32 protein-coding genes are annotated in these 22413 nt (G+C 44.0%); 3 read left to right on the top strand and 29 right to left on the bottom strand.

The genetic code is table 11. The features are described from left to right. Window positions 1-79: 79 nt before the first annotated feature. Genes KI362_RS07385 through KI362_RS07370 form a run of 4 tightly spaced genes read right to left on the bottom strand, consistent with a single transcriptional unit; the run spans window position 80 to window position 3161 of the window. Complete coding sequence (locus KI362_RS07385; protein WP_301626064.1) at window positions 80-616, bottom strand: GNAT family N-acetyltransferase; 537 nt, start codon at window positions 614-616, stop codon at window positions 80-82. A 29-nt stretch (window positions 617-645) separates the two neighbouring features. Beyond that, window positions 646-1215: a DUF4269 domain-containing protein gene (locus tag KI362_RS07380; RefSeq protein WP_301626062.1), complete on the bottom strand. Its 570-nt coding sequence runs from the start codon at window positions 1213-1215 to the stop codon at window positions 646-648. Continuing rightward, window positions 1212-2330, bottom strand: a complete 1119-nt coding sequence (yqeK, locus tag KI362_RS07375) for a bis(5'-nucleosyl)-tetraphosphatase (symmetrical) YqeK (RefSeq protein WP_301626060.1) — start codon at window positions 2328-2330, stop codon at window positions 1212-1214. The genes KI362_RS07380 and yqeK overlap by 4 nt, the downstream gene beginning before the upstream one ends. Window positions 2331-2333: 3 nt before the next feature. Next, window positions 2334-3161 carry a class I SAM-dependent methyltransferase gene (locus KI362_RS07370; RefSeq protein WP_301626058.1) on the bottom strand — a complete coding sequence of 276 codons (828 nt, stop codon included), beginning with the start codon at window positions 3159-3161 and terminating at the stop codon, window positions 2334-2336. 393 nt (window positions 3162-3554) lie between these two features. Between KI362_RS07370 and KI362_RS07365 the strand changes: the two genes are divergently transcribed. Continuing rightward, window positions 3555-4454 (top strand): AraC family transcriptional regulator, encoded by a 900-nt coding sequence (locus tag KI362_RS07365; RefSeq protein ID WP_301626407.1) that lies wholly within the window; start codon window positions 3555-3557, stop codon window positions 4452-4454. Window positions 4455-4606: 152 nt separating this feature from the next. Here KI362_RS07365 and KI362_RS07360 read toward each other — a convergent pair whose 3' ends face one another. Together KI362_RS07360 and KI362_RS07355 are read right to left on the bottom strand one after the other, a co-directional pair. Beyond that, window positions 4607-5227, bottom strand: coding sequence for a LysE/ArgO family amino acid transporter (locus KI362_RS07360; RefSeq protein WP_301626055.1), 621 nt, complete (start codon window positions 5225-5227; stop codon window positions 4607-4609). A gap of 3 nt (window positions 5228-5230) precedes the next feature. Beyond that, complete coding sequence (locus tag KI362_RS07355; RefSeq protein WP_301626053.1) at window positions 5231-5857, bottom strand: hypothetical protein; 627 nt, start codon at window positions 5855-5857, stop codon at window positions 5231-5233. A 358-nt stretch (window positions 5858-6215) separates the two neighbouring features. Here KI362_RS07355 and KI362_RS07350 point away from each other — a divergent pair, with 358 nt between their 5' ends. After that, the gene (locus tag KI362_RS07350) at window positions 6216-6821 is read left to right on the top strand and encodes a zf-HC2 domain-containing protein (protein WP_301626052.1); all 606 of its coding nucleotides are present in this window, start codon (window positions 6216-6218) and stop codon (window positions 6819-6821) included. A 63-nt stretch (window positions 6822-6884) separates the two neighbouring features. Here the strand turns inward: KI362_RS07350 and KI362_RS07345 are convergent, their stop codons facing one another. From KI362_RS07345 to KI362_RS07235, 23 genes are all read right to left on the bottom strand, one after another. Further along, window positions 6885-7865, bottom strand: coding sequence for a BadF/BadG/BcrA/BcrD ATPase family protein (locus KI362_RS07345; RefSeq protein WP_301626051.1), 981 nt, complete (start codon window positions 7863-7865; stop codon window positions 6885-6887). 43 nt (window positions 7866-7908) lie between these two features. After that, window positions 7909-8367: a hypothetical protein gene (locus tag KI362_RS07340; protein ID WP_301626050.1), complete on the bottom strand. Its 459-nt coding sequence runs from the start codon at window positions 8365-8367 to the stop codon at window positions 7909-7911. A gap of 90 nt (window positions 8368-8457) precedes the next feature. Beyond that, window positions 8458-9264, bottom strand: coding sequence for a VanW family protein (locus KI362_RS07335; protein ID WP_301626049.1), 807 nt, complete (start codon window positions 9262-9264; stop codon window positions 8458-8460). Continuing rightward, on the bottom strand, window positions 9264-9791 hold the full coding sequence (locus KI362_RS07330; protein ID WP_301626048.1) for a GNAT family N-acetyltransferase: 528 nt from the start codon (window positions 9789-9791) through the stop codon (window positions 9264-9266). Before KI362_RS07330 ends, KI362_RS07335 begins: the two co-directional genes overlap by 1 nt. Before the next feature lie 21 nt (window positions 9792-9812). After that, a complete protein-coding gene (locus tag KI362_RS07325) occupies window positions 9813-10115 on the bottom strand; it encodes a putative quinol monooxygenase (protein WP_301626046.1) in 303 nt (100 codons plus the stop codon). A gap of 24 nt (window positions 10116-10139) precedes the next feature. Further along, window positions 10140-10931 (bottom strand): lipid II flippase Amj family protein, encoded by a 792-nt coding sequence (locus tag KI362_RS07320; RefSeq protein WP_301626044.1) that lies wholly within the window; start codon window positions 10929-10931, stop codon window positions 10140-10142. Between the two features lie 269 nt (window positions 10932-11200). After that, window positions 11201-11404 (bottom strand): zinc ribbon domain-containing protein, encoded by a 204-nt coding sequence (locus KI362_RS07315; RefSeq protein WP_301626042.1) that lies wholly within the window; start codon window positions 11402-11404, stop codon window positions 11201-11203. Window positions 11405-11503: 99 nt separating this feature from the next. Beyond that, window positions 11504-12229 (bottom strand): sulfite exporter TauE/SafE family protein, encoded by a 726-nt coding sequence (locus KI362_RS07310; protein WP_301626040.1) that lies wholly within the window; start codon window positions 12227-12229, stop codon window positions 11504-11506. Next, complete coding sequence (locus KI362_RS07305) at window positions 12226-12351, bottom strand: hypothetical protein (protein WP_301626038.1); 126 nt, start codon at window positions 12349-12351, stop codon at window positions 12226-12228. Before KI362_RS07305 ends, KI362_RS07310 begins: the two co-directional genes overlap by 4 nt. 18 nt (window positions 12352-12369) lie before the next feature. Next, the gene (locus KI362_RS07300) at window positions 12370-12753 is read right to left on the bottom strand and encodes a DUF6157 family protein (protein WP_301626036.1); all 384 of its coding nucleotides are present in this window, start codon (window positions 12751-12753) and stop codon (window positions 12370-12372) included. 183 nt (window positions 12754-12936) lie between these two features. Next, on the bottom strand, window positions 12937-13455 hold the full coding sequence (locus tag KI362_RS07295; protein ID WP_301626033.1) for a CarD family transcriptional regulator: 519 nt from the start codon (window positions 13453-13455) through the stop codon (window positions 12937-12939). A gap of 130 nt (window positions 13456-13585) precedes the next feature. Further along, window positions 13586-14095 carry a hypothetical protein gene (locus tag KI362_RS07290; protein ID WP_301626031.1) on the bottom strand — a complete coding sequence of 170 codons (510 nt, stop codon included), beginning with the start codon at window positions 14093-14095 and terminating at the stop codon, window positions 13586-13588. 77 nt (window positions 14096-14172) lie between these two features. Then, a complete protein-coding gene (locus tag KI362_RS07285) occupies window positions 14173-14601 on the bottom strand; it encodes a GNAT family N-acetyltransferase (protein WP_301626029.1) in 429 nt (142 codons plus the stop codon). A 4-nt stretch (window positions 14602-14605) separates the two neighbouring features. After that, the gene (locus KI362_RS07280) at window positions 14606-15067 is read right to left on the bottom strand and encodes a DinB family protein (RefSeq protein WP_301626027.1); all 462 of its coding nucleotides are present in this window, start codon (window positions 15065-15067) and stop codon (window positions 14606-14608) included. Window positions 15068-15101: 34 nt separating this feature from the next. Further along, on the bottom strand, window positions 15102-15308 hold the full coding sequence (locus KI362_RS07275) for a hypothetical protein (protein ID WP_233500632.1): 207 nt from the start codon (window positions 15306-15308) through the stop codon (window positions 15102-15104). 290 nt (window positions 15309-15598) lie between these two features. Then, window positions 15599-16480 (bottom strand): class I SAM-dependent methyltransferase, encoded by an 882-nt coding sequence (locus KI362_RS07270; RefSeq protein ID WP_301626024.1) that lies wholly within the window; start codon window positions 16478-16480, stop codon window positions 15599-15601. A gap of 166 nt (window positions 16481-16646) precedes the next feature. Further along, on the bottom strand, window positions 16647-17027 hold the full coding sequence (locus tag KI362_RS07265; RefSeq protein WP_262362646.1) for a VanZ family protein: 381 nt from the start codon (window positions 17025-17027) through the stop codon (window positions 16647-16649). A gap of 256 nt (window positions 17028-17283) precedes the next feature. Beyond that, on the bottom strand, window positions 17284-17625 hold the full coding sequence (locus KI362_RS07260; protein WP_301626022.1) for a hypothetical protein: 342 nt from the start codon (window positions 17623-17625) through the stop codon (window positions 17284-17286). Window positions 17626-17628: 3 nt separating this feature from the next. Further along, window positions 17629-18294 (bottom strand): hypothetical protein, encoded by a 666-nt coding sequence (locus tag KI362_RS07255; protein ID WP_301626020.1) that lies wholly within the window; start codon window positions 18292-18294, stop codon window positions 17629-17631. 11 nt (window positions 18295-18305) lie between these two features. Continuing rightward, window positions 18306-18788 carry a hypothetical protein gene (locus tag KI362_RS07250; protein ID WP_306432823.1) on the bottom strand — a complete coding sequence of 161 codons (483 nt, stop codon included), beginning with the start codon at window positions 18786-18788 and terminating at the stop codon, window positions 18306-18308. Window positions 18789-18853: 65 nt separating this feature from the next. Next, entirely contained in the window at window positions 18854-19369 is a 516-nt protein-coding gene (locus tag KI362_RS07245; RefSeq protein WP_301626016.1) for a DNA topology modulation protein, read from the bottom strand. 43 nt (window positions 19370-19412) lie between these two features. Next, the gene (locus KI362_RS07240) at window positions 19413-20051 is read right to left on the bottom strand and encodes a hypothetical protein (protein WP_301626015.1); all 639 of its coding nucleotides are present in this window, start codon (window positions 20049-20051) and stop codon (window positions 19413-19415) included. A 322-nt stretch (window positions 20052-20373) separates the two neighbouring features. Then, complete coding sequence (locus KI362_RS07235; RefSeq protein WP_301626014.1) at window positions 20374-20826, bottom strand: NUDIX hydrolase; 453 nt, start codon at window positions 20824-20826, stop codon at window positions 20374-20376. A gap of 204 nt (window positions 20827-21030) precedes the next feature. Between KI362_RS07235 and KI362_RS07230 the strand changes: the two genes are divergently transcribed. Then, entirely contained in the window at window positions 21031-22407 is a 1377-nt protein-coding gene (locus KI362_RS07230) for a helix-turn-helix domain-containing protein (RefSeq protein WP_301626013.1), read from the top strand. The last annotated feature ends 6 nt before the right edge of the window (window positions 22408-22413 follow it).

The following is a 22413-nucleotide window of genomic DNA, read 5'->3' as shown; positions in this document are numbered from 1 at the left end:
GGTTTGGAAGGTTGCTCAAATAAAAAATCCTGCATCGCAAAATTGACGGCGATGCAGGATCAGCTTGATGAACATCTATTTAATTATACTCATGGGAGAGAATACTCATCGTAATCATATCCCGATATTGACCATTATAAAATATCCGTTGTCGTTGCCGCCCCTCTTCCTTAAAGCCGCAGCTGGCATAACACCGATATCCCCGATCATTAAAATCCATCACTTGAAGCTCCAATCGGTGCAGATTCAGTGTCTTGAAAGCAAACTCTTGAATCAACCGCAGCGCTTCGCGTCCATAGCCTTGTCCCAGCAACTCTTTGCGCCCAATCACAATCCCGATGGTTGCACAGCGATTACGCCAATCGAATTTAAACAAATCGATTTGGCCAATGTAATCCAGCGTGTCTTTTTCCGAAATAATAAAGCCCTTCGTATCAGTCTTCCCTTCCACCATGGAGCGAACAAAGGACTCTGAGTTCTCATAGCTCTGCGGAAAAGAAAAAATATCGCTTAACGTATCCGTGATCTCCTCATCATTGACCCATTTGCGGATTGCAGGAATGTCCTCCATGCGGTACTCACGCAGTATAATCCGTTCTCCTATTAAATGCGGCATTTTCATCACTCCTCAACAAATTTGCATTTCTATTCACTTACAGATAACAGCTTAAGCAGTTCCTGATCTTCTCTTCCCTCAAGCTTCAGCAGCTCATCATAGGGATTTCCCTCCAAGTGCAACAGCTTGGCAAAGGCAGGCTCGGTCTTCAATCCGTTCTGCTTCAGCTGAATGATAGCTTGCTTAAAGGATTCTCCATAAAGCGACAATAATCTAGCTTCTATCATCATATGTCGATATCCGTTCTGTTGTGTCGTCGGAACAGGCTGACCGAACAGCTCTATCGGCCAATGCTCACAATGAAAGTTAACCTTGATGCGAGGTACACCGTCCACTTCCCGCTCATGAACCGTATACCCGGCATAATGTGCAAAATGAGTGTCGGACTCCATGCGAAACGTCTCAAAATCATGCACTTCACAGATCAGATCCAGATCGCTGCCAGGAACCTGAATGTCCAAAGGCACCGTTCCGACAAGAATCGGTTGATAACTATGCAGAATTTCCATGAAGCGATGTCGGCGAAGCAATTTGTAAACTTCCTGCTGTAACGTGGTTCCTGACTTAAGATCATGAATCCCAAGTATTGAGTTCTTCATTCCTTGCGCTCCAATTGCCGCACATAAAGTATATAATCCGTGGCGGGCGGGGAGATCTCCTCCATTCGCAGCAAGGTAGCAATCTGTCCCCGATGGTAGCTGCCATGCAGCGCCACATGCATCAATATATCTACAGGTTCAGTAGTATATTCCGCTCCCGCTCCCGTAACATAAGTGACGGGTTGCCGCAGCTGTTCCGGGGTAACCTCATCGAAATAACACGAGAACCGGTCTCTATTTTCCGACACCAAAATCCGTAAATCTTCTAACTGCATATGATCCGGCCAAACTGCCGCCTGAACCCTCTTCCCTTCGATTCGGGATATCCATATAGCTTCCGCTGAAAGGATATGAGCAAACAGCTTGTTAACACGATCACCCTCAGGCTGTTCCCGGTCCAAAACCTCCAGAATCTGATGATTGGACCAGTCCATATGCTGAAACATCCGCCTTAAATTGCGCTTGGCAGGATCCTCTGCCACCTCTTTTTGCTCTAACATATAAGCTCTTGCTTGAATCAAGCTGGAATGAACTAATTTCAACTTGCCGCGCTGATTCCATACATGATTCAAATAGACCAGGACGGCTTGATCCAAGTGTTCCTCATCTACAAGCTGTCGAATTTCATTCAGATAAGCATGCTCCTCTGCGTGATCCCAAGCCACTTTATCTGCGATAAATACTACTTTATCTAAACAGGTAGCTTCTGCTCTGAGTGTCGTATGGCAAGCTATCGCATCCAACACTTGAGGATCGTCTACTCCAAACAGCTGCTCTGCCATGACTCGAGACAACTTCTGGTGGATAATCCGCGGATAGGCGTGCTCCTCATCCAATACTTTTATACCCGCTTCATGTGCGGTCTCCAGAAAAAGAGACACCGGAATGACATTACTGATGTCATGAAGAAGCGCCGCCTGCTCTGCCTTCATCGGATCCACATCATATAGCCGCGCAATTCTAACTGCATGACTGGTCACCTTAAGGGTATGATCCCAGGTCGCTAAATCACCATGCAATTTAAAGAAAGCACCCACATCCTGGAGCAAGCTCCCGGTCAGCACCAAATCCTTGAGATAGGCTTCAAGCCCGGACTTCCGTTGTTCATCACGCATGGATTAACCTCCAAATTCTGAATTTTCCGGCCTTCTGACCACAATTACCATATGTTCTGTAGCGTCGCGATATTGCGGTGCTTCGCTCGTCTCACTGGCAGCCTGCAGCAGATTTCCATAGACCACTGGATCTTCTATGTACAATCGGCTCACTTCCTCTCGCATTCCAGCCAAAAAGCTTTCCGCACCGGCATACGTAATAATCTCGAATCCTCCGGCCTTAATCTCTTCCATAGCTTTGGCAGGAATGGTGAAATAGCATTGGGTGAAGCCTTCATTTTCATGAAGCTGCTGCTCCTGCAAATACTTATATATCTCTTCAGGATCTCTGTAGGATTCACTAAACTCGGAAACCCCGGCTTTAAGGACTCCCCATGAATTGATGTAGGCAAGTAACGCGACTCCCCCGGGCTTCAAGATCCGGTAGGCATGACGTATCACCTGTGAACGTTCTTCTTCCTTGAGCAGATGATATAACGGACCCAGTACCAGGACGCCGTCACAGCATTGATCGTGCAAAACATGCATGTTAATCGCACTTTCGCACAAATAAGCTTCTGCCTGAAGCCCCAGACCCTCAATGCGCTTCTGAGCCAGAGCAAGCTCGTTGGAGGACAGGTCCATAAGCGTTACCTGATAGCCTTGCTGCAGTAATTCAATCGCATATCTTCCCGGTCCGGATCCAATATCGCAAATATGGCCTGTATCAGGAAAATACCGATCCATCAGCCTTAAGGTTGATAGCCATTCTACCCTGCTATAAGGGTTCTCCAACCGGCTCCATTCCCGGTCCGCATGGTTATCGTAATATGCTTGGACAATCCGACTCATAAGCCGCCTCCTCATTCAACTCTTGCCGTTTCATCAATGAGCTAATACTTTGAAGGAACTATATAATATAAAACCCGATGGGAATATGATCGATATCATGCTTTAATACACAAGCCACATCCAAGAGGCTAAACAAGCAATCCCCAAGACCATTTCATGATCTCGCTTTCTGCCCCGGAAATTCACAAGCAAGAACCCGATAACCCCGCTGATTGAAAGAATGATCTTCCCCCATCTATAATAGTTAAAATTTGTTCTAGTGATTTCTTCCAGTTACCTATAGTAAGATTACTTTGATTACATATTCTTAATTGCCCTTCAAAAAAGAAGCAAAAAACGTCAAGAACATCTGTTCCCGCGATGATAGACTAATTTCAGAAGGAGGCGAGCATGATTTCGACTTACGAGGCTATAATTCAGGATATCATAGACTATATCGAAGCACATCTCTTTATGGAATTGTCTCTTCCAACCCTGGCTAAGCAGGCCGGCTTTTCGGAGTTCCATTTCCATCGGGTCTTCCAGGCCATGACTGGAACTACGGTGATGGATTATCTTCGAAAAAGAAGGCTCATTTGCGCCGCCAATAAGGTAGCCTATTCCAATGAGAGGCTGCTGGATATTGCCCTGGACTGCGGCTTCAGTACTCCAGAAACCTTTACTCGCGCCTTCCGCCGATTATATGGCATGACGCCTGGAGAATATCGGAAGCGGGGCATCCAGCCTCCTGCTTACCCGAAAGTATCCGTCATGCAGCCATGCTACAATTCATATTTAGGAGGAATTCAGATGAATTATGAAATTGTGACGAAACCTGCTTTTGACATCATTGGCTACTCAATCCTTACAACTTCCCAGGAAGGAGAAAACAGCCGGGAAATCCCCGCCTTCTGGAAACGTTATATGGAAGAGAAGCTGGGGCAGACTTTGTATGATCAGGCCGCTTCCAATGCAGAGTATGGCATCTGTGCCCCATGCAATTTGGAGACGGAAGAATTTAAATACATCATTGGCGTTGAAGCTCATGCCGACGCCGTTGTTCCTGAAGGTGCGGAAAGACATCATATAACGGAGCAGACTTATGCTGTATTTACAACTCCGAGAGTGCCCCTGGATCAGTTCACCGATTCCATTCAAGCAACCTGGCAGACAATCTTCAGTGAATGGTTCCCTCATTCAGGCTATGAGCACTCCGGAGCGCCCGATTTTGAATATTATGACGAGCGCTGCTGGAGTGACCGCAACGAGTTGGTAGAGATGGACATTTACATTCCTGTGAAGAAAAAGAACTGAATAAGTTGATCAAAAAAACTACGTAGTAAGAGCATAAGTGTGAAGTGTGCTGAAGTGAAAGCTTTCTGCAGGAAAGCTGCTTAACTGATATTAACCAAGACAACCGCCGATGGGCGGCTGTCTTGGTTTTTTATTATTCCTTACGATGGTTCCTATGGATGAACTAACCCTTCATAAGCGGAATACATGCTGTAAATTCCGAAGGATAATAGGATAAGACTTGAGAAGAGATTGATGAACTTCATTGTCTTAGATCCGATCATCTTCCTGAGCAGCCCCACTACCGTACTTAAAAGAAGCCACCATGCAGCCGAACCTAGAAATACCCCAACGATGAGATAAACCGAAGACACTGAGCCTGAGGCCAAGTTCATCCCCGCAAAAATGCCTATAAATGACAGGATCGTCAACGGGTTAGTGAGCGTCAGGAAGAAAGTAGTCACGAAGGTCCTAAGGTAATCGGTCCTGGAGATGTCAGAGTCTTCCCTATGCATAACCGGGGAGCTAAACGTACGGTAAGCAAGAAATAATAAAAATAAAGCGCCCACCAATTGAACCCATGAAGCATATTTAATTAGAAATTGTGAGATTATGGTCAGCCCCAAGGCAGCCGCGCTTCCGTAGATTGCATCGGCCGAAGCCGCCCCTAAACCCGCCACGAATCCAAATGATCTTCCCTGGGTCAAGGTTTTTCGCAGACATAGAATTCCAATCGGTCCTACTGGTGCAGCGATAGAAAATCCGAGCAGCAGGCCGTTAAAAAGCGGTGTCATTGTCTACGCTCCTTCAACAAGGGCATATTCATGAAAACTTCCCGTGTTTGTATCCAAAATTACCATTCGGACATCATTTTTCTTTACAAAGATTTCTTCACCATTCTGGTTAATGCAATAGGCTATTGGAATCGATATTTCACTGTCGCGGTAAGCTCCATCCGCATGGCTGGTGCCAATCATTATCGCTCCATGCTGCTTAGCTATATTTTTCGCCAGTCCAATCCATTCGCTGAATTGCTCTTCGCTGAACATGCCTACCCCGATCGGATGGAAGATGAGATCCAAAGTATGACCATCGCCTATTAATCCTTGCTTCACTAGCTCGTCGCATAAAAGGGAAGTCATTCGTACTCCCTCCAGTTCCACCGAACCGTGCTGCTCGTACTTCGCCCGGTCTAGAACAACCTCGCCATTCCGGCCGATTATAACCAGTCGATCCTTGGGTTTTCTATACCCCGAGACGAGCATTGTTCCACAGGACCTCATTAACGTACTAGCCAGTTTCAGGTCCTCATTCAAATACCCTTCGGGGAAGAGGACCAGATCGACCTCAGGTTCTCCGCGCAATACCTCCTCCAGCTGCCGATTTTGGTTCTCCAGCTTAGGAAGGCCGATAAGAATTTTCAACTTTTCCACTCCTTATTCGTGCTTCTATTAATGGTTCTTTATGGCAGGCTTGATACGCTGTAGATTGTTCATTCGGCGTGGCCCCTTCCGCTCTCATAGATTCAGCTGCGCCCGTACCGATAGCAGATTAAGATACTATTCTGACCTGTCTTAAAAAAATCCTCTTTTCTCTGCTCATGTCATAATTATTTTCTTGTCCTTGTAACGAAATGCGATAATTTCAGATATATAGTTTAGGAGGTGAGAAAGTGGCGGAGGATTTGGATGGAATCTATAGAGAATACGCCAACCATGTCTTGAGAACTGGGCGCGTGTCACTTTCTACCGGGCCAAGCAGAAAATTATGGAGGTGCTATAATTGATCAAATGCCATATTGTCCAAGACTTAATGCCAAATTATGTCGATGGTTTGGTGAACCCGGATACGATGAAAGATATTGAGCAACACCTTCAGGTATGCGAGTCCTGCCGAGCTCTTCATGATAAGCTGTCCGCTCCGCTGGCGGATCCTCCCCCAGCTGATATGGAAGAATTAGATTATTTGAAAAAAGTTAGAAAAAGGACCTCGAAAAAATGGATAGCCGGGGGCATCTTCCTCTTATTGATTTTTTCCTTATTAACTTATTTTCTCGCAATTGGATCCCTTGTAGACGAGGAAGATCTCACTTACACCACCTCTATTGAAGGTGGAGAATGGCGTATACACTTGCAGCTTACAAATGGAAAGTCCTTGCTTGTAAGGACGGAGCCCATCTATGATACTCCCGGTGCCAACGGAATCAGACGGGTGATCGGAATCCGGTTGAAACCTTATCAGCTCGTGCCCTCTCCACTCTTGGAGAAAGGAAACGACTCCTTCATGTTTGGCGGCACGATGAGCAGCTTTGCGCAGAGAGCGTATAAAGTTGAGCTTCAAATGGCCGATCGTACGATTGAGTTCACATCCGATCAATTCGTTGAATAGCCAAAGATCATGCGAACCCCCCATCAGAAGAGACATGCTTCTGATGGGGGTCTTATTTTCTGACTATGCCTTGCAGGTACCGCTTAGATTACTCAAAATTTGAGGAGTTATCTCGATACCAAGCTCTCTGTATGCCAGCAATACGGCACCTGCCACCGGTGTGAATGCCGGCTGTACAAGCCGATACTTCTTGTTATTGCCTCTAGCCATTGCCGCAGTGAGCTGCTGTTGAAAATAATCGCTTTGCGCTACGCTTCCCATGAAAGTCACACTAACCTCCGGTTCTGAGAAATAAGAGGCCAGAAGCTCCGTTCCGACAGTAATTTGCCGGATAGCACGATCACATACCCGCCGAGCCAGCCTGCTATGCTGCATCGCCGCTTTGGTAACAAACGGGGCCAGTTCGGCAAATTTTCGGTTTCGTTCAAGCGGCTCCTTAATAAAGCCTTGGAGGGCTAGCAGGGATAGCTCTTGAACATTGCTTGCTTTCCAGAAATGAAGGATGTCCCGGGTCAAGCCCGAATCACTATCATCACTATTTCCCGCGAGCAGCTCAAACGTAGCCTCCATCGCCAACGATCTTGCCGCACTCGCCGCATAATGATGCAGATCATAGTTTTTGATCTCTCTTCCTGTTTCCGTCCTTGCATAGATGATTGAACCGGTTCCCGATATAGATACGATTCCCGGCTCCGCTAGAAAAGCGCCGTAATGAGCTACGACTGCATCGTTCACATGCTTTCTTGGACAAGCCAGCCCGTTTAAAGACGTCAATGGCTGAACCCATTCATAATCGGATTCCGTATCCAAGCCGGCAACACCCGCCGCCAGCATTTTTACCTCAGCAGGGTTTACTCTTGCTCGCTCCAAAGCTTCTTTCATGGCCTGTTGCATATTTTCCTTCGCACGCAAATCTTTGTAAATGGAGGAAGAACCGCTCTGTATGTACGAAAGAACACGACCGGAAAGATCGGCTATCATCACCCGGGTATGCGTTCCTCCGCCATCAATGCCAATCACGGTCCCATCCCTTTTTTCGCTCATAGCGCACTCCTCCAAGACACCGCTAATAATTGATCAGCAGAATTCAGATCCAGCGGAATATCCTCCCGTATTTAATCTGGATTCCATTCCGTTTGGCCCACTGGATAATTTCTTCGATATTCTCCTCTTCATTTCCTTTGATCTTAAAGCATAGCAAGCTGGGAACTAATCGTTTTCCCTTAGGCTTGATTCCGATAATCTGGCTGAGGTAGCCTTGAATAACCAACTTATCGATATGGACTGCAGTAATCTCCTTACGTCCTACAATCATCTTCTCACCGATAATTTCCATAGAACGCGGCTGGATGACCATTCTGATACCGAGTGCTATTAGTGCGCCTGTATAAAATAGAGAAAATAGAGTTCCGATCATCGGTGAAATAGAAGAGTAAAAGCCTCTACCTGTTAAAGCGGAAAAAAATATCATCGATATGACCGGCAGCTGTAAAATAAGCGCAACCCAGCTGGAAGCCGGGAGCTTAATGTCATATGTTTTATTCAAGCTTGCATCTTCCATATCGTCTTCCTTTCTCTAGAAATAGACCATAGCCCCTCTGTGATTAGATAGCTAAGGTAATTCCCTTAAACCTTCTTATTCCGCCTTCGCTTTCAGCAAAGGCTGGTACATCATCAAGGCCTGATTGCCTGTAATGAATTCATCCGCAAGCAGTTCGCCATCTAGATTAAATTTTTTCCTGTAGATGGAATTGGTTCGGACGTATCCTCCCCAGTACTCTTGGGATATTCGGTGATCTCGCTCATACACTTCAAAATAGTGGGCTGGCTTACGCGTTGTCCGCCATTCTCCATGCAAAGATTCCTCGTCCATATAAACGAGCAATTGGTAGGGCTGATCCGTGGGATTATAGATTTGCAGGTCCAGATAATTATAAGAACAGGTAGCCCCGCTTCCGAATGGCTGGGTTCGATTCGCATCCGGAAATACATCGTAACTATGACGATGCCGCTCGGTCACGATTAACGGAGTATGGAGTGTGATCCAATAGATCAAATTGGATAGCTGGCACAGTCCCCCGCCAATTCCGGGTTTAAAGGTGCCATAATAGAGAACCATTCCTTCTACATAACCTTTTCGCTTGGTTGGATTGCCGATCAGTTTCCAATAGGAAAAGGTTTCTCCGGGAGCAATCACGACTTGATGAAGCCGGGGGATTGCGATTTGCAGATTTTTAATCTTATTGTGCTGGAGCCACATATCCACATTTTTCAGCTTTCGAAGAAGCGGGGTAGCATGACTTGCAGCCGAATGAGGCAGATGATCGTCGAGAATACGGTTTGCGAATGTTACGTTTCCGAAATACCATTTCATATACCGCTTAAGCTTGAAATAATAGGAACCTGCCTTGATTCTTAGTCTGGATCTCTTCTTCGGCTTCATCATTCCCCTCCTTCTAACCGCGCGTATTCAAACGTTTTTCCCATATAGAACTCGTCGATATATCTTCCTTCGATATATAACGACTTTTTCTTGGTGCCTTCAATTTCGAATCCCATTTTCTTATATAAAGAAACGGCCGTTTCGTTATGAGATATAACGGTTAGCTCAAGTCTCTTTAATTCGGTGTTCTTCCGCCATTCTTCCAAAGCTTGAAATAAACGGGTACCAATCCCTTGTCCTTGATAAGCAGCCAGGATTCCCGCAACAATATATCCGACATGCTTGATTCGCCTCGCCTTCCCTCCATCCACTAAGAGATATCCGACAAGCTGATCGCCGTGTTCTGCGATCAGGATTGTTGAATTATCGGAAGCAATGAAAGACTGTATAAATTTTCTGTGATGCTCAAGAGACGTGTTTCTTTCTCCGGGTTCATACAGCATAAACTTCGTCTCATGATCCAGCTTATGGCATAGGGCCAGATGCCTCTCGGCATCTTCTCCCCTTATTTCTCTTATGGATACCATTGGACTCTCCTTTCCAGCTCACTAGATTCCTTTCCCGCCCAAGGTGGTTAATTTGATTTGTTCGATGCCTGCAATCAGCGGCCTTGCCTTTTGGATCAAGCTCTTGGCTTCTTCCAATGACAGAGAGGCTTGATGAGCCGACGAATCATTCCATACTTCGGTCACCCATACGCCAGTCGGGTCCTCATCCGGGATATTTATAGCATATACGTCACACCCCTCCACAGAGGCCATGCCTTGGGCTGCCTCAAGCAGCATACCGGCCAATTCATCCCGCCGCCCTTCATGGGTGGTAAATTTCGTGTAAAGTCCAAATTTGTTCATCGTCACTTCTCCTTGTCCTGATAGTTAAAAAAGCTTGACTGCAATGCTAATGAGGTAAGCTGCCGGTACCAACAAAAACTGAGCAAGCAGTGTTCCAAAAAAACGCGAGATCATGAGCAATACATAAATCTTCCCCAGCTTCTCCTTATAAAGTTCGCTGTTACAGGCCTTATCCGTAATGAGTCCGACCTGGGGATCGATGAAAATGGTCAGCAGGATCGTCGCGATTCCGTTAATCAGTCCCGAGGATTGCGAAGCTGCCGTCCCCAATTCGGGAACCAGATGCGCAGCATAGAGTGAAGACAGCACACCTACTGTGTAGATAGCAGTCACGAGCACATTTAGAAGAATGAACCGCTTGGGAATACCCAAATACCGCAACCCTGAAAGCCGGAAAGAGGGTCTTTGAATATAATGCCGGGTATTCTTCAACTGCCCGACGGTTACGCTCAGAAATAATTTGGGCAAAGAGCCTGCGATTTCAAATCTGGAGATCACTCTCTGCCATAGGTTCACAAGCGTAGGAAACAAAAGAATACCCAACAGCGTGCCCAAAGACGCAGCAAGCAATATAATCCGCAAATACTCCAAGACATCAAATTGAACGGCAGTCTTGCTGTTGTCGATAAACTTTGCCGTCATGGGTGCCTGAATCAAGTTCGCAGTCCTAGAAACAAGAACAGTGATTCCCAGTAATGAAAGAGCTACCGCAAGCTTATTTATCCTCACTCCTGCCAACCGTAATGCATAGGATGAAGTTTCAACCATATGGATAATCATTGTTAGAACAGAAATGATAATTAAGTTTTGTACCATACATGCAACCTCACTTAGTCACAATTGGTCGGCTCAATGACATGCTTGACTAGTTCATTTCCACAGCACCCGAACCCCGCCTGATCCCTCTTGGGTCCTAGCTTCTCATAGACTGAACTCATTCCATAATTATACATCTTGAATGCGAAAACATCATTATCTATATTCATCGAATAAGGCCTAGCTACAAGATTTTAGCTCAAACAAAAACCGGCTCAAGCACTTGAGTCGGTCTTTGCTTACATCTATTAGTTAAGATTGGGCTGAAATCAGCCAAAAAACAGGTCAAGCACGTTAGATCCCGTGGATGAAGCTTTATTGTAAAACTCGGAATAACCGCATTTTGCGCAGTATACGACAACAAATTGATTATGCTGGATATCAAACATCTTGGAAAGACCCGTGCCGGTCATAGCCACCTCTTTTGTTCTTGCGTCCCTGCTGCCGCATTTGATGCAACCTTGTTTATTCATTACGTATCCCTCCGTATTTTGTGCTGTTGTCTAACTTATACGTTTGAATGAACGTTACGTTCCTACATCGGTATCCTGTCTTTACCCTCTACAGAACGACTAAAATGGAATTGCCCCCAGGATCATCGAGACGGATGAGGCTATTAATAAGTAAATGACAAGCTTTCTAAACATCTGCTGGTCAATCCGCCTCGCCATAGCCATGCCCATTCCAGTGCCTGCAATCATGATGACGAGCAGTTGGACGATAATGGATGCAACCGCTCTATCCAGCGTTCCGTTAAAATAAAATACCGCTAATGTGGAGAGGTTAAGGAAAATACTATAAAATGCCAAATTCGCTTTGAATACCTGCTGATCTTTCCCCTGATTCGCAAGGAAGAGAACGAGCGGAGGACCGCTGGCGGAGATGCTGCCATTGAGTATGCCGCTTAACAGGCCTACCGTCGGATAAGCCAGATATTCATTCCGAATCGGAAATGTGATCTTCCTGAGCAGCAGAATTGCAAAGCCGAAAATCAACAGACCGACGCTAATTTTAAGGATGACCCCATCTAATACCAGCAAAAGATAACCGCCGATAGGAATTCCGATAAATCCGAAGACAATAAGCAGCCAGATCTTTTTCAACTCCACATGCTTGTATAGTCTCCAGAGCATGACCAGATTAGACACCAGGCTTAGGCCGACAACGATAGGCACAATCTGATTAAACGGCAGGACCATGGACAATAATGGAACCGCAATCAGCGCAAAGCCGAAGCCTGTCAGCCCCTGCGCAATGCTGGCAATGAGAACGATTAGCCATCCATATACCATAGTCATGATAATGTCTTCTCAAAAATGACTTCAAGAGGATCATGCTCCTGCAGCAAACAGTCCATACCCCGGTCAGTTTCTTTTGCATAGTTGATCGCTACCATGGTTTCTCTCTTCTTCCTCTTCATCAAGTTATTCGCTCTAAGTCAGCTTTTCCGGCTGGAACGCATTGCCTTTACTTGCTTAATTGAACGGTCCTGCAATAGCTTCCGGTATTCCTCGGATTCAACGGCGTAAAGCGCCATTTTCCCTTCGGCATTATGGTGTATTCCCCACCCGTATCGCTTGCCCAATGCAGACGCACGCAAGCAGGCCTGGCTCCTGGAAAAAAAACTCTCCCGCTCCAGATCAGCATGTACTTCAAACAGCACATCCGCTTGGGTATAGACATACGGACTGCGCGAAATCATTTCATACTGTATTACAGGAACGGTCTTCACCCCGCCTTTAGCTTGGGGAACTTCCGCTGCGCTTACCGGACAGTCGTCTGCGACTGCAATGAATGTGCTGTAGTAATTGATGTCTTTCAACGAGAAATCCCCTCACAATTCTTTATCGTCAAATTAGATCATGGATTGTCCTATATACATGTTCTCCTGAAACAATCATTTTCCTTCTCTGCATCATTTCGAATCTGGCAATGATAAGACAAAAAAGGACCCTCTTCCCGGGCACAACAGTGCCGAGAGAGAGCCCCATTAAAGGCTGAGTAGTTAGACATATACTCTTGCCAGCCACTCTGTAACTACATCGTCTATAATTGATTTTATCGCTTCTAAATCCTTGTCCATGACAACCGATAGCTCACTGCTGAGCAATTCTTCCGCCTGCTTCAATATTCTCTGCTCTGTCATTGTCAGCTTCTTACCGCTCTGGAGGCTGTCCTTCTTCTTGTACTGGATGTTTTTAATAATCCGGAGCAAGCCTGTACATTCCTGATTTTTTAATAATGCATCATATTCATCCTGCATATTGGACCGTACATCAGCTGGGGCCTTGCTCTCCTCTCTTACTCGGTCCAGCAGCTGACGGGCTTGTTCAGAAGAGATGACCGGCCGCATCAGCACCTTCGTATCCACCGGCGTATAGATCACTTCTGTGCTGCATACCGGTTCCAGCTTATAATAAAGCTTCTTATCCCCGACATGAAATGCAAGTTCCGGGTAATCAATAGATGTAACTTGGCAGACTCCGCTATGACCGTATACAACAAACTCTCCAATCTTAAACACAGGTTCGCCTCCCTTACATATTGGAAAAACCCCGAAGCTACCTGGATAACAAAATCCTTAGCTTGGGGCACTCCCTATGCCGTCTGAAATTGTCTATAAATTAATTATACCACACATATGTCAAGTCGGCTTATTCTCTATCTCTTCTCTGAAGCAACTGTGCGCCGGAGCCCTTATATTTGTAACTATAGCTGTCCTCGATATAATACCGGTCAATCCATAAGAGCACCTCACGCTTGTATGCGGAAGCTTGGGCCAGCGCAGCAGCACTCATGGCTCCCGTTCCGACCAAACGGTGCTCCTCCGCAGGAACAGTGGTATCTGTATAGTCCAGCCATTCCACCTCATACAAGCTTTCTGCATAAGCCTGGAAGTTCAAGCGGTAATCCCTGATCACCTGCCGGTCTTCATCCATTTCGAACTGATTCAGCAGTGCAGTAGTGATATTATCCCATTCGTCCTGCCAGGCTTCAAGATAAACATTAGATAGATAATTTATTTCCGGTGTAGAGGATGCGATATCAAAATCCGTTTTAAATGCCTCATCAATCGGATTTCCTGAAATCAGAGATTGTTGCGAATTTTCCGCAGGTTCTTCGATCGGATCGGCTTCAGGCAATGCTGTTATTACGTTTTCCATACTCGATGACATACCGCAGCTGCTTAAAGGGAGAATAAGGAGAGATAATAAGGACAAGAGTACCCATCTCGATGCCATCATTTAATTTCCCGCCTATGCATAACACCGAACATTCCTGTCATGCCATCATGATTATGGAGACCATATCTGCGATAAAATGTTTCCCTGCCCTGCGAGGCAAAGAGACCGATGAAGGCCTTCTCTGGAGCGTTTTCCTTCAAGAACTCCGTAATTTCATCCATAATCATACTGCCGACTCCTTTGCCTTGATGCTCCGGCGCCACGGCGATATCTTGAATATAAAAGTAAATTTTCCCGTCCCCCACGATTCTCCCCATCCCGACAATCTCCTCTCCGAGTTGGGCAACCACCGCAAAGACTGACTGCTGTAAAGAGGCCTCAGCAACCTCTAAGTTCATATAATCCGCCCAGTCAACAGCTGCACAAAGAGCTTTGTACTCCTCTGGCGTAGGCGTTCGTCTACTTATTTGATAATGGTTAGTCATAGGATCACCTTTCTACGATACTTTTCAAATACTTATCAATTTGTTTCCTATGGTGTTTATCATGCGGAACAAAACCTCTTAAATATCCCCTGATCGAAAATTTCTTCCCGTCTCCATCCTTATACTCTTTCAAGCGATCTTCTTCCGGCAGTTCGCTGACCACATTAATAATCTTGCTGCGGCATTCCACAAACTGCTTAATCATCGAATCTTTCGTTTGACCCTTTGCATACTCCATGGCATTGGCATTGAATTCGTTGAAGTTCAGATGCTTTACCGTTACGGGTTGTCCCAATGTAATCTTCTCAATACCTTCCTCATAAAAATACTTATCCCAAAGCATCATATGGCTTACAATATCCTTCAGCGTCCATTTCCCTTCTGCAATCGGGTTATTCCAATGTTCTTCACTTAATCCCCCTAGTTCTTGAACATAAGAAATAAATCCGCTGAATTCTTCTACCATCTCCGAGGTTGTTTTTGCCATCATCATTGCTCCTTCACTTAGATTGGTCTGTTACATTTTCTGGATTCTTAGTAAACATGCTCATCCAATTGATAAGAAAAATATAAAAGGGATACAACACCAGCATCCCCAAAAGAATTAAACCCGTCGCTGGATTGGGGTCATCCCCGCCGTTTGTCATAGGAAACAGGACGGCAAAAATAAATACGAACAATAAAAAGTACGGCAGCCAGAGCAGCATCGTAATAAAATTCCATTTCGACGGAACAAGCCACCTTGCAGTTATCATATAGAAAAAGATAGATCCCAGAATAATCCCGGCTAACAGAACAATATTTGACAGGCTATTTATTGTCCTGAATTCCCATCCAGTCAATCTATGGATTCGATACACATTAACCATTAGCTCAGTTGGTATGAACACATAAAGAGCGTACAGAACTGCGATGGTGTTTATTTTCAGCAATTGAGTTATCGGGGATCACCTGCCCTTCTATAATCTCAGGTACTTAAACGGACAGTCTGATTTCACTACACCGTTCCAAATGAAATCTTCATACCCGCTGCATAAGCAAGCCAAGAGGACTCGTGAAATACGCTTGAAAAAGTCAATTCAGCTTTATACTGCTCAGTGGCTTCTGCTAGACTTAATCCCCTACCCATCAAGCTATTAATCATCTTGGTGGAGTCTGCAGGTTCTTGACCTATGCCCTCTTCTCTTAACGAATGATAGAGGTTCCTTTTTTGTTGCTCGGCCATGTTCTGATCTAAAAAATTGACCTTATCACTGATTCTGCACCCTACATTTTTCAGGCCCAGTTGACTCATCAGGATCGGCAAACGCATTCCGATATTTCCGTCTTTTCCTTTATGCATCCGATCTTCTTCAAATAATTTCTGAAGGATACCAAGTCTAATGATTTCACTTTGCCTGGCACCCTCCAAATGATAATTCGCCATGCTGCCAACCCAATGCGGCTCAAAGCAGATAACTTTTCCGCCTTCTTTCACATTGCTTATTAATTGCTGCAGTATTTTCTCAGGATTATTCATATGTAGTAAAAACGCATGACTGACGGCTATATCATATTCTTGCTCTAGCTCAGCGGCCGGTTCAGTTTCAATATCACGAACGATAAACTTGGTCTGATAGGGAAGATTCGAGAAGATTTCCTTTGCTTCTTGAATTAGTTGTTCTCCTTGATCAATCCCTGTATAGGTTGTTCCTTTCGGAAACAAAGGAAGCAGCTTGAGCCCCAAATAACCAAATCCGCAGCCATAATCAATCATGCTGACCGGCCTGCTGACTTTCCATACATCCCTCACTAAAAACTGAAGATAATCATCATTGTAATATAGCCAGCGGGTATTTTTGAGATAGTCGATTTTATTGTCCCAATAATATTCTGACATGGGATCCTCCCTCTGCTCGGCGATTGTTCACTACATATTCAGTCAAACGCTCAGCCTCATGCCGTTGTTGGTTAGTTCGTAAATATGTAAATAAGGATGGAAGCAGCAATAGAGGGAGTTCCAAGCAGTAAGGTTCTCATTTCGCTCACCCCACATTACAGATGCATTATTCTTTTCTTGATTTGAAATATTGTGCTGCAGCCTTATATATCCCATACCCGATAAAAAAACCAAGTGAATTCAATATCACATCGTCCACGTCGAGACTTCCCCGCCTGGAAAGTAATTGTGTAAGCTCCAAAGTAATCAAGCCAACTAGAAATAGGGCATACACTTTTAGCGGCTTCATTCTAAATACAACAGGCATCAAAACTCCAAATGGGACAAATACGCCAATATTCCCAAGCAGATTTATCATCCAGGCCCTCGGAGTGAAGCGGCTCACCTGAAGGAACTGGCCTATAGTAACGAATGGTTGTAAATTGTACATATACTCATCCTGCGGAGTTCTACCGAACCCGAATAACATCCAATACATCAGGATCATTAAATAGATAACGATTAGAAAAGTGAAAAGTTTCCTAAATTGACTCATCATGCTCATTTCGTTCCTTATCTATAAGAAGCTATGGTCTGAAAAATTCGGGTGTACACATCCGCGATATTTATCTGATTCTCTTTATTATTCGGAATTTCATTATCCAAAATCATTTCCTGGTTATCATCATAGATGATCGTAAACTGTTTCAAATCGTATAATAGGTCTCTAATCTCCTCTTGATTCATATGGCTAGTATTTACTTTTAACTCACGTGAATCTTAATCGTTATGTTGGGAGTTAATTTCTTATTCACAGGGACTATTGTGATCCCCTCTAGCACATAAGGTTCCATTTCTTGCGAAATTACAGGCTCTAAACTTTTAATTTTATAGTATGATCTGCCATTATTGCTTAAATCTAGGGAGTAGGATAAGACTTGATTCTCTGCAGGCGTTTCTGATAGGGAGGCCCCGTAACCACTCATGATAAATAAATCAGCTCTTCCTTTATCCAACAGCAGGGGAGCAATCAACAGAAGTACAAAGCCAGTTATGATTAATATCAATCCGGCTAAGATTCTTCGGTCGATGATGAGCTTCTTCACTTTTCACACCTGCTTCCCATGGGCATTCAAGCTCTCTATCATCTTTGCTTTTTCCTGCAAATCCGTGGTGTCAAAGTAATCTGCACTTCTCAGTAAATAGTCATGTAGAGCAGCCAAATCGCTTCCGGATTTTTGGTCGTAGCTGGAGCTTCGTATAGCTTCAAGTTCACTGATAATCTCAGTTATAATCATAACGCCAGCCATCACTTCATCATCTAATTTGCCGAGATCTACATATTGCCTTTCTCCATCATTCGACAGAGAATTTTTTGAGTTTTCACCGAGATCATCAAAAAATATCGAGCAATCCTCAAGCAGATTGAACAAATTATTCGTTCCAATACTGCTGATCCGATCGTATTGCTCGTAGCCAAAGATAGGTCCATATAATAGAGTTAACTGGCGATGCATTGTGCTTACTTTTTTCAGATCATCCCTATAATAATTGTTGAATCTCCCCAATTCTCCAAAATCCAGCCTTTGCTCAGATAGGGCCTTCTCCAAAGATTCATGCAAAGAGCCTATTCTGTATTCCGAAGAAAAATAGCCAAGTGCTGTATCCACGGCAACCTCGTAGCGGTCTGCTTTCTTCGATTTGTTGTATAATACGATATTCATTACAACAGAAATCACTAGCAGTGCTGATACCGCCATGATGATCTTCTTCAATTCGTTACCTCCTAATCAAAAGACAAACCTTGAATCAAAGCTTCCAGTATTTGCTCATCCCAGATTTGCACTTCAATGTATCGCTCCGGCCCTCGTGATCCATCGGCATTCCAATCTTGCGGCAACCTAAACTGATCAATAACCCCAACAATTTCCTCTCTTGTATAGACTTGCTTTCTGTAAGGCTTATTGTCCTCATACCGCATGGTTGGGAATAAATCTCCGTACGTAAAGCTCATCAATTCCTTGGGGATGACATCCCAGCTTAGCTTAAGAAAGGCAGCTTCCTTGTACCAGGACTGAAGCCAAGAACAAGGTCCTAGGGTCATGTAATGAGGATACGTATTGGTTGGCTTTCCACCCTTAAGGATAAATTGCTCCCGTGCGATCTTTTCCAATTCTCGTCTGATGACAATGTATTCGTCACTCCTTTGACTGGCGAATATGTTGCCCTCCTTGCGTATTACGTGCGACACCTCAATAGCATCTTGCACCGACAGTTTCGATAAATTTTTGAAAGGACCCTGTTCTTTCTCAAAATAATGGTACAAAAAAAGGCTCATCGTTTTAATTCTCCTGCATGTGCCAGGAACCTCCTTACTTCTTTCGGAGATTTCAGAATAATGACGTTCTTGTCCTTGTGCTGCTGAATCTTTTCCATAATGCCTGGAAGCTTCGTCTTCCTAAAACTCCACACCCATTTCACAAAATCAAGATCCAGGCTTTCCGGACAACCCTCATTCATGTCAGGACGGCTCTTGCCTTGATACATCACTCTTCGCTTAAGTACCCGATAGACCGTGATCCACTTGGAAAAATCCAGTAATATAATTACATTTGCCTGCTTCAATCTTATATCGAGTGTTCGTCCATAATTCCCGTCCATAATCCATTTCTCCTCTTGAACGAGCTCTTCCAGGAATACATCCCACTCCTCATTCGGAGTAGGGACCCAGCCCGGCTTCCAGTAATACGTGTCCAGATGATATACCGGCCAATCCAGAATTTCTCCAAGCTGTCTGGCCAACGTTGATTTTCCGGCTCCACCGGATCCGATGATCATGATTCTAGACATCAACATTCTCCTTTAGTTACGAGTCTTCATGTCTGACCTCAATTCAATAGAATACTTTCTTCTCTCCGCGAATTTTAATTTCGATGCCTTCTCCACGGAAGCTGCCGAAGATATTATTTCCATCCTGCTGCGTACTTCCGCGAAACTCCAAGCCAAGAGTAAACCTGGAGTGAGGTTCTACAGAAAGTGTCGTCTCTTCGAACTCGATTAGATCAGGATCATACACAGGTCTTAATGTTAGTTGGACTTCATCTCCATAGTTAAAGACAGGAATGGAACAATAAGCCTTCACATAGTCATCTTCGGTCCGAAGCTGACATTCGCTCTCCTTCACATGAATATCGACGGATCCTACTCCAGTTGTGTTGCGATGCACTAGAAACATAAATTGCTCCGTTGCTATTGGAAATAGAATAATAAACACGATACAGGAAATAATGAGGCGACTTCGGATCTTGGGATATTTATGGCGATAGACTCTGATGGTTCCAATTCCTCCGATAAGCAGCAGGAGCAACCCGATCACTACAGGGAGATGAACTCCAGTGTTATGTCCTTTCGTCCAAGGCGGCACTCCGATCCATTGAAACAAATAATCTCCTGGCGTATAATGCAGATGATTATTGACTATGAGTAACAGCCCCACCACAACCATGACAATAAAAAGCACTCTTTTCCCCATTCCACTCCTCCGTTTCTGCCCTGTATTAAGCTATGCTTTCCTTTAGTAATTTCTCTTTCATTCCCTCAGCAAGTTCTTCATTGCATCTTTCTCACTGCCCATGTTAGTACGTCGCCCTGCAGTAAAATTCGTTGCCCGTCTCTCTCAATTTCAAGTTCATAGGGCTTTACAGTTTGCTGTAAAATTTCCCATTTCGAATAGATTCCTTGAAGTTTTCTAATTAACTGATCTGTCTCATACATCGGATCAAGCCTTTTACCGGAATTAATGGCTGTTTCCGAAATATTCGTGCTGATAATGATACAATTAAGTATTATTTGAACTACCAGTGAATATATCCCGACTTCTTCAAAATCTTATGCGTCATTGGATTTAATTGATCTATGGATTCCTCTAAGCTAAAATATTTCAATTCTAACCCTTCATCATCATTGATTGTTGGGATGCCTGATACATTCATCGCTTCAAAGACGACTATGGCGTTATAGACCTCGTCTCCATGAGGATATTTATAATACATATCTTTGCCGGATAATAAAGTGATAAATTTAAATTCACTAGAGTTTAAACCAGCTTCCTCATACAACTCTCTCTTTGCTGCGTCTTCAAATGTCTCCGCTAATTCTAACGCGCCTCCAATGACTCCCCAATCTCCCGTATCAGTTCTTTTCTGAAGAAGGATTTGATTGTCTTTATTCAAGACGATGATCGTCACACCCGTCAAAATAATAGGCCTGGTTCCAACTAGCTCTCTTAGCTCAGAAATATATCCCATATAAGTCCTCTTTTCCTTGTATCCAGCTCACAAACTAATTTCCCTAATTATACCATCCCCTGTCCCTTTTGGCTGTTATCTTTACTCCAAGCATAAAGAAGGGATACATCCCATTCGAGATCTATCCCTAAAAAAGAGAAATTGACCGTCAATCATAAAATGGATATTATTGAAAAAAGCAAATGACTCCCGGGTGGTGATGGCTTGCAATCTAATGCTACATTTCGTTCCATGCTAAATGAATATATGAAGCAAAAGGGTATAAACCTGCACCAGTTTGCAAATAAAGTAGGACTCAATGTTGGCTCTCTTAGTTACATTCTAAACGGGCATAGAAAAGTAACGATAGAGCAATTGGACATGATTACTGAGGGCTTAGGAGAGAATAAGGGACTATTTTACGACCAGTATTTCAAGGAGGTTTTAGTCGAAGCAACTCCCAATTGGCGTCGTATCAAGCCTTTTTTACTTGCTTGTGAAGAAGCTGGCCGCCTGGACCTCATTCAAAAATCTGTTGAGTTGTTACTCGATAACCTAATGTACTCACAAGTGCTCTTTGAAATGGCAGAGAATTTTTTTCGAAACGGTCAAAAGGAAGCAGCGCGCATTATTTATGAAAATGTTGCTCTTAGCGAGAAAAATCAGCACTCCGAGAGACTGGCTCTCTGCCAATACAGACTCTTTACCTGCAGACTTGGAATTAACCAAGAGAAGAACTATCAAACTGCAATTCAATATGAAATGTTTGTTGATCGTTTGGATGGATTTAACCACCTAGAAGCACTAAAGGATCTTGCGAATACATACCGCTCTTTACGCCACTGGGACAAAGTAGAAGAAATTGCCCTAAAACTTAAAGAAAAGGCAGAATTTTATTATCAACTAAAGAAGCCCTTTGATCTTGAGCAGGAACCTGTGCGGCCACTCTTTACGTATATAGCCTACTCTGATTTGCTGCTGGGCAGTGTTTACGAAGCAAGAGGAGACTACCTGAGAGCTCTAGATTTTATCGATTTATATTCCAGCCTGAATTGGGTAAAGGAAGAGGATGAATCGAGCTTACTCTGGAAAAATAAATTCCATGTCTGGGCCAAGGTTAACAAAATGGCAACACGAATAGCGGCGGGTGATTCGACTTTATTTACTGAATATCTTTCTTACATGGAATCTAATGCCGAGGAGTTGCTTCTGGCCTTTCTAAATGTCGTATCGGCAGCCAATCGGTACAGCATCAACATAGATGAAATTATCCGCAGGATGGATATAGGCCAGCTTGTAAATATTGGTTCTGAGGAAAATACCTACACAAGGCAAATTACTGAAGAACGCTTAGCGAGATTTTATTATGAACTATCCTACTATTACCTCAACATTCATGAATATAAGGGTGGATTTGAATATCTCATTAGATCCCTGGAAAAATCTGTATCCATTAATTTGAAATCACGTATATTAAATTGTGTAGGTTTATTTGAAAAATTTCGAGATAAAAGTGACGTTGTTACGCTTTCAGCCTACAAAAATATAATAGAAGGGGTATATGGAAATGAAAACAAAACGGGCGATTTTCTTAATTTCTAGACTCAC

The organism is Paenibacillus apis (genome assembly GCF_018333295.1).
Taxonomy (GTDB): Bacteria; Bacillota; Bacilli; order Paenibacillales; family Paenibacillaceae; genus Fontibacillus; species Fontibacillus antibioticophila.
The sequence above is the reverse complement of the archived record's forward strand: the minus strand, read 5'-3'. Positions and strand labels throughout refer to the sequence as shown.

Bases quoted from the DNA above. Each gene is read 5' to 3' on its own strand.
- KI362_RS07385 (WP_301626064.1), bottom strand. From the start codon at position 616: ATGCCGCATTTAATAGGAGAACGGATTATACTGCGTGAGTACCGCATG.
- KI362_RS07380 (WP_301626062.1), bottom strand. From the start codon at position 1,215: ATGAAGAACTCAATACTTGGGATTCATGATCTTAAGTCAGGAACCACG.
- yqeK (WP_301626060.1), bottom strand. From the start codon at position 2,330: ATGCGTGATGAACAACGGAAGTCCGGGCTTGAAGCCTATCTCAAGGAT.
- KI362_RS07370 (WP_301626058.1), bottom strand. From the start codon at position 3,161: ATGAGTCGGATTGTCCAAGCATATTACGATAACCATGCGGACCGGGAA.
- KI362_RS07360 (WP_301626055.1), bottom strand. From the start codon at position 5,227: ATGACACCGCTTTTTAACGGCCTGCTGCTCGGATTTTCTATCGCTGCA.
- KI362_RS07345 (WP_301626051.1), bottom strand. From the start codon at position 7,865: ATGAGCGAAAAAAGGGATGGGACCGTGATTGGCATTGATGGCGGAGGA.
- KI362_RS07335 (WP_301626049.1), bottom strand. From the start codon at position 9,264: ATGAAGCCGAAGAAGAGATCCAGACTAAGAATCAAGGCAGGTTCCTAT.
- KI362_RS07330 (WP_301626048.1), bottom strand. From the start codon at position 9,791: ATGGTATCCATAAGAGAAATAAGGGGAGAAGATGCCGAGAGGCATCTG.
- KI362_RS07325 (WP_301626046.1), bottom strand. From the start codon at position 10,115: ATGAACAAATTTGGACTTTACACGAAATTTACCACCCATGAAGGGCGG.
- KI362_RS07320 (WP_301626044.1), bottom strand. From the start codon at position 10,931: ATGGTACAAAACTTAATTATCATTTCTGTTCTAACAATGATTATCCAT.
- KI362_RS07315 (WP_301626042.1), bottom strand. From the start codon at position 11,404: ATGAATAAACAAGGTTGCATCAAATGCGGCAGCAGGGACGCAAGAACA.
- KI362_RS07310 (WP_301626040.1), bottom strand. From the start codon at position 12,229: ATGACTATGGTATATGGATGGCTAATCGTTCTCATTGCCAGCATTGCG.
- KI362_RS07305 (WP_301626038.1), bottom strand. From the start codon at position 12,351: ATGAAGAGGAAGAAGAGAGAAACCATGGTAGCGATCAACTATGCAAAA.
- KI362_RS07290 (WP_301626031.1), bottom strand. From the start codon at position 14,095: ATGGAAAACGTAATAACAGCATTGCCTGAAGCCGATCCGATCGAAGAA.
- KI362_RS07285 (WP_301626029.1), bottom strand. From the start codon at position 14,601: ATGACTAACCATTATCAAATAAGTAGACGAACGCCTACGCCAGAGGAG.
- KI362_RS07280 (WP_301626027.1), bottom strand. From the start codon at position 15,067: ATGGTAGAAGAATTCAGCGGATTTATTTCTTATGTTCAAGAACTAGGG.
- KI362_RS07275 (WP_233500632.1), bottom strand. From the start codon at position 15,308: ATGCTGCTCTGGCTGCCGTACTTTTTATTGTTCGTATTTATTTTTGCC.
- KI362_RS07270 (WP_301626024.1), bottom strand. From the start codon at position 16,480: ATGTCAGAATATTATTGGGACAATAAAATCGACTATCTCAAAAATACC.
- KI362_RS07265 (WP_262362646.1), bottom strand. From the start codon at position 17,027: ATGATCCTGATGTATTGGATGTTATTCGGGTTCGGTAGAACTCCGCAG.
- KI362_RS07245 (WP_301626016.1), bottom strand. From the start codon at position 19,369: ATGTCTAGAATCATGATCATCGGATCCGGTGGAGCCGGAAAATCAACG.
- KI362_RS07240 (WP_301626015.1), bottom strand. From the start codon at position 20,051: ATGGGGAAAAGAGTGCTTTTTATTGTCATGGTTGTGGTGGGGCTGTTA.
- KI362_RS07235 (WP_301626014.1), bottom strand. From the start codon at position 20,826: ATGGGATATATTTCTGAGCTAAGAGAGCTAGTTGGAACCAGGCCTATT.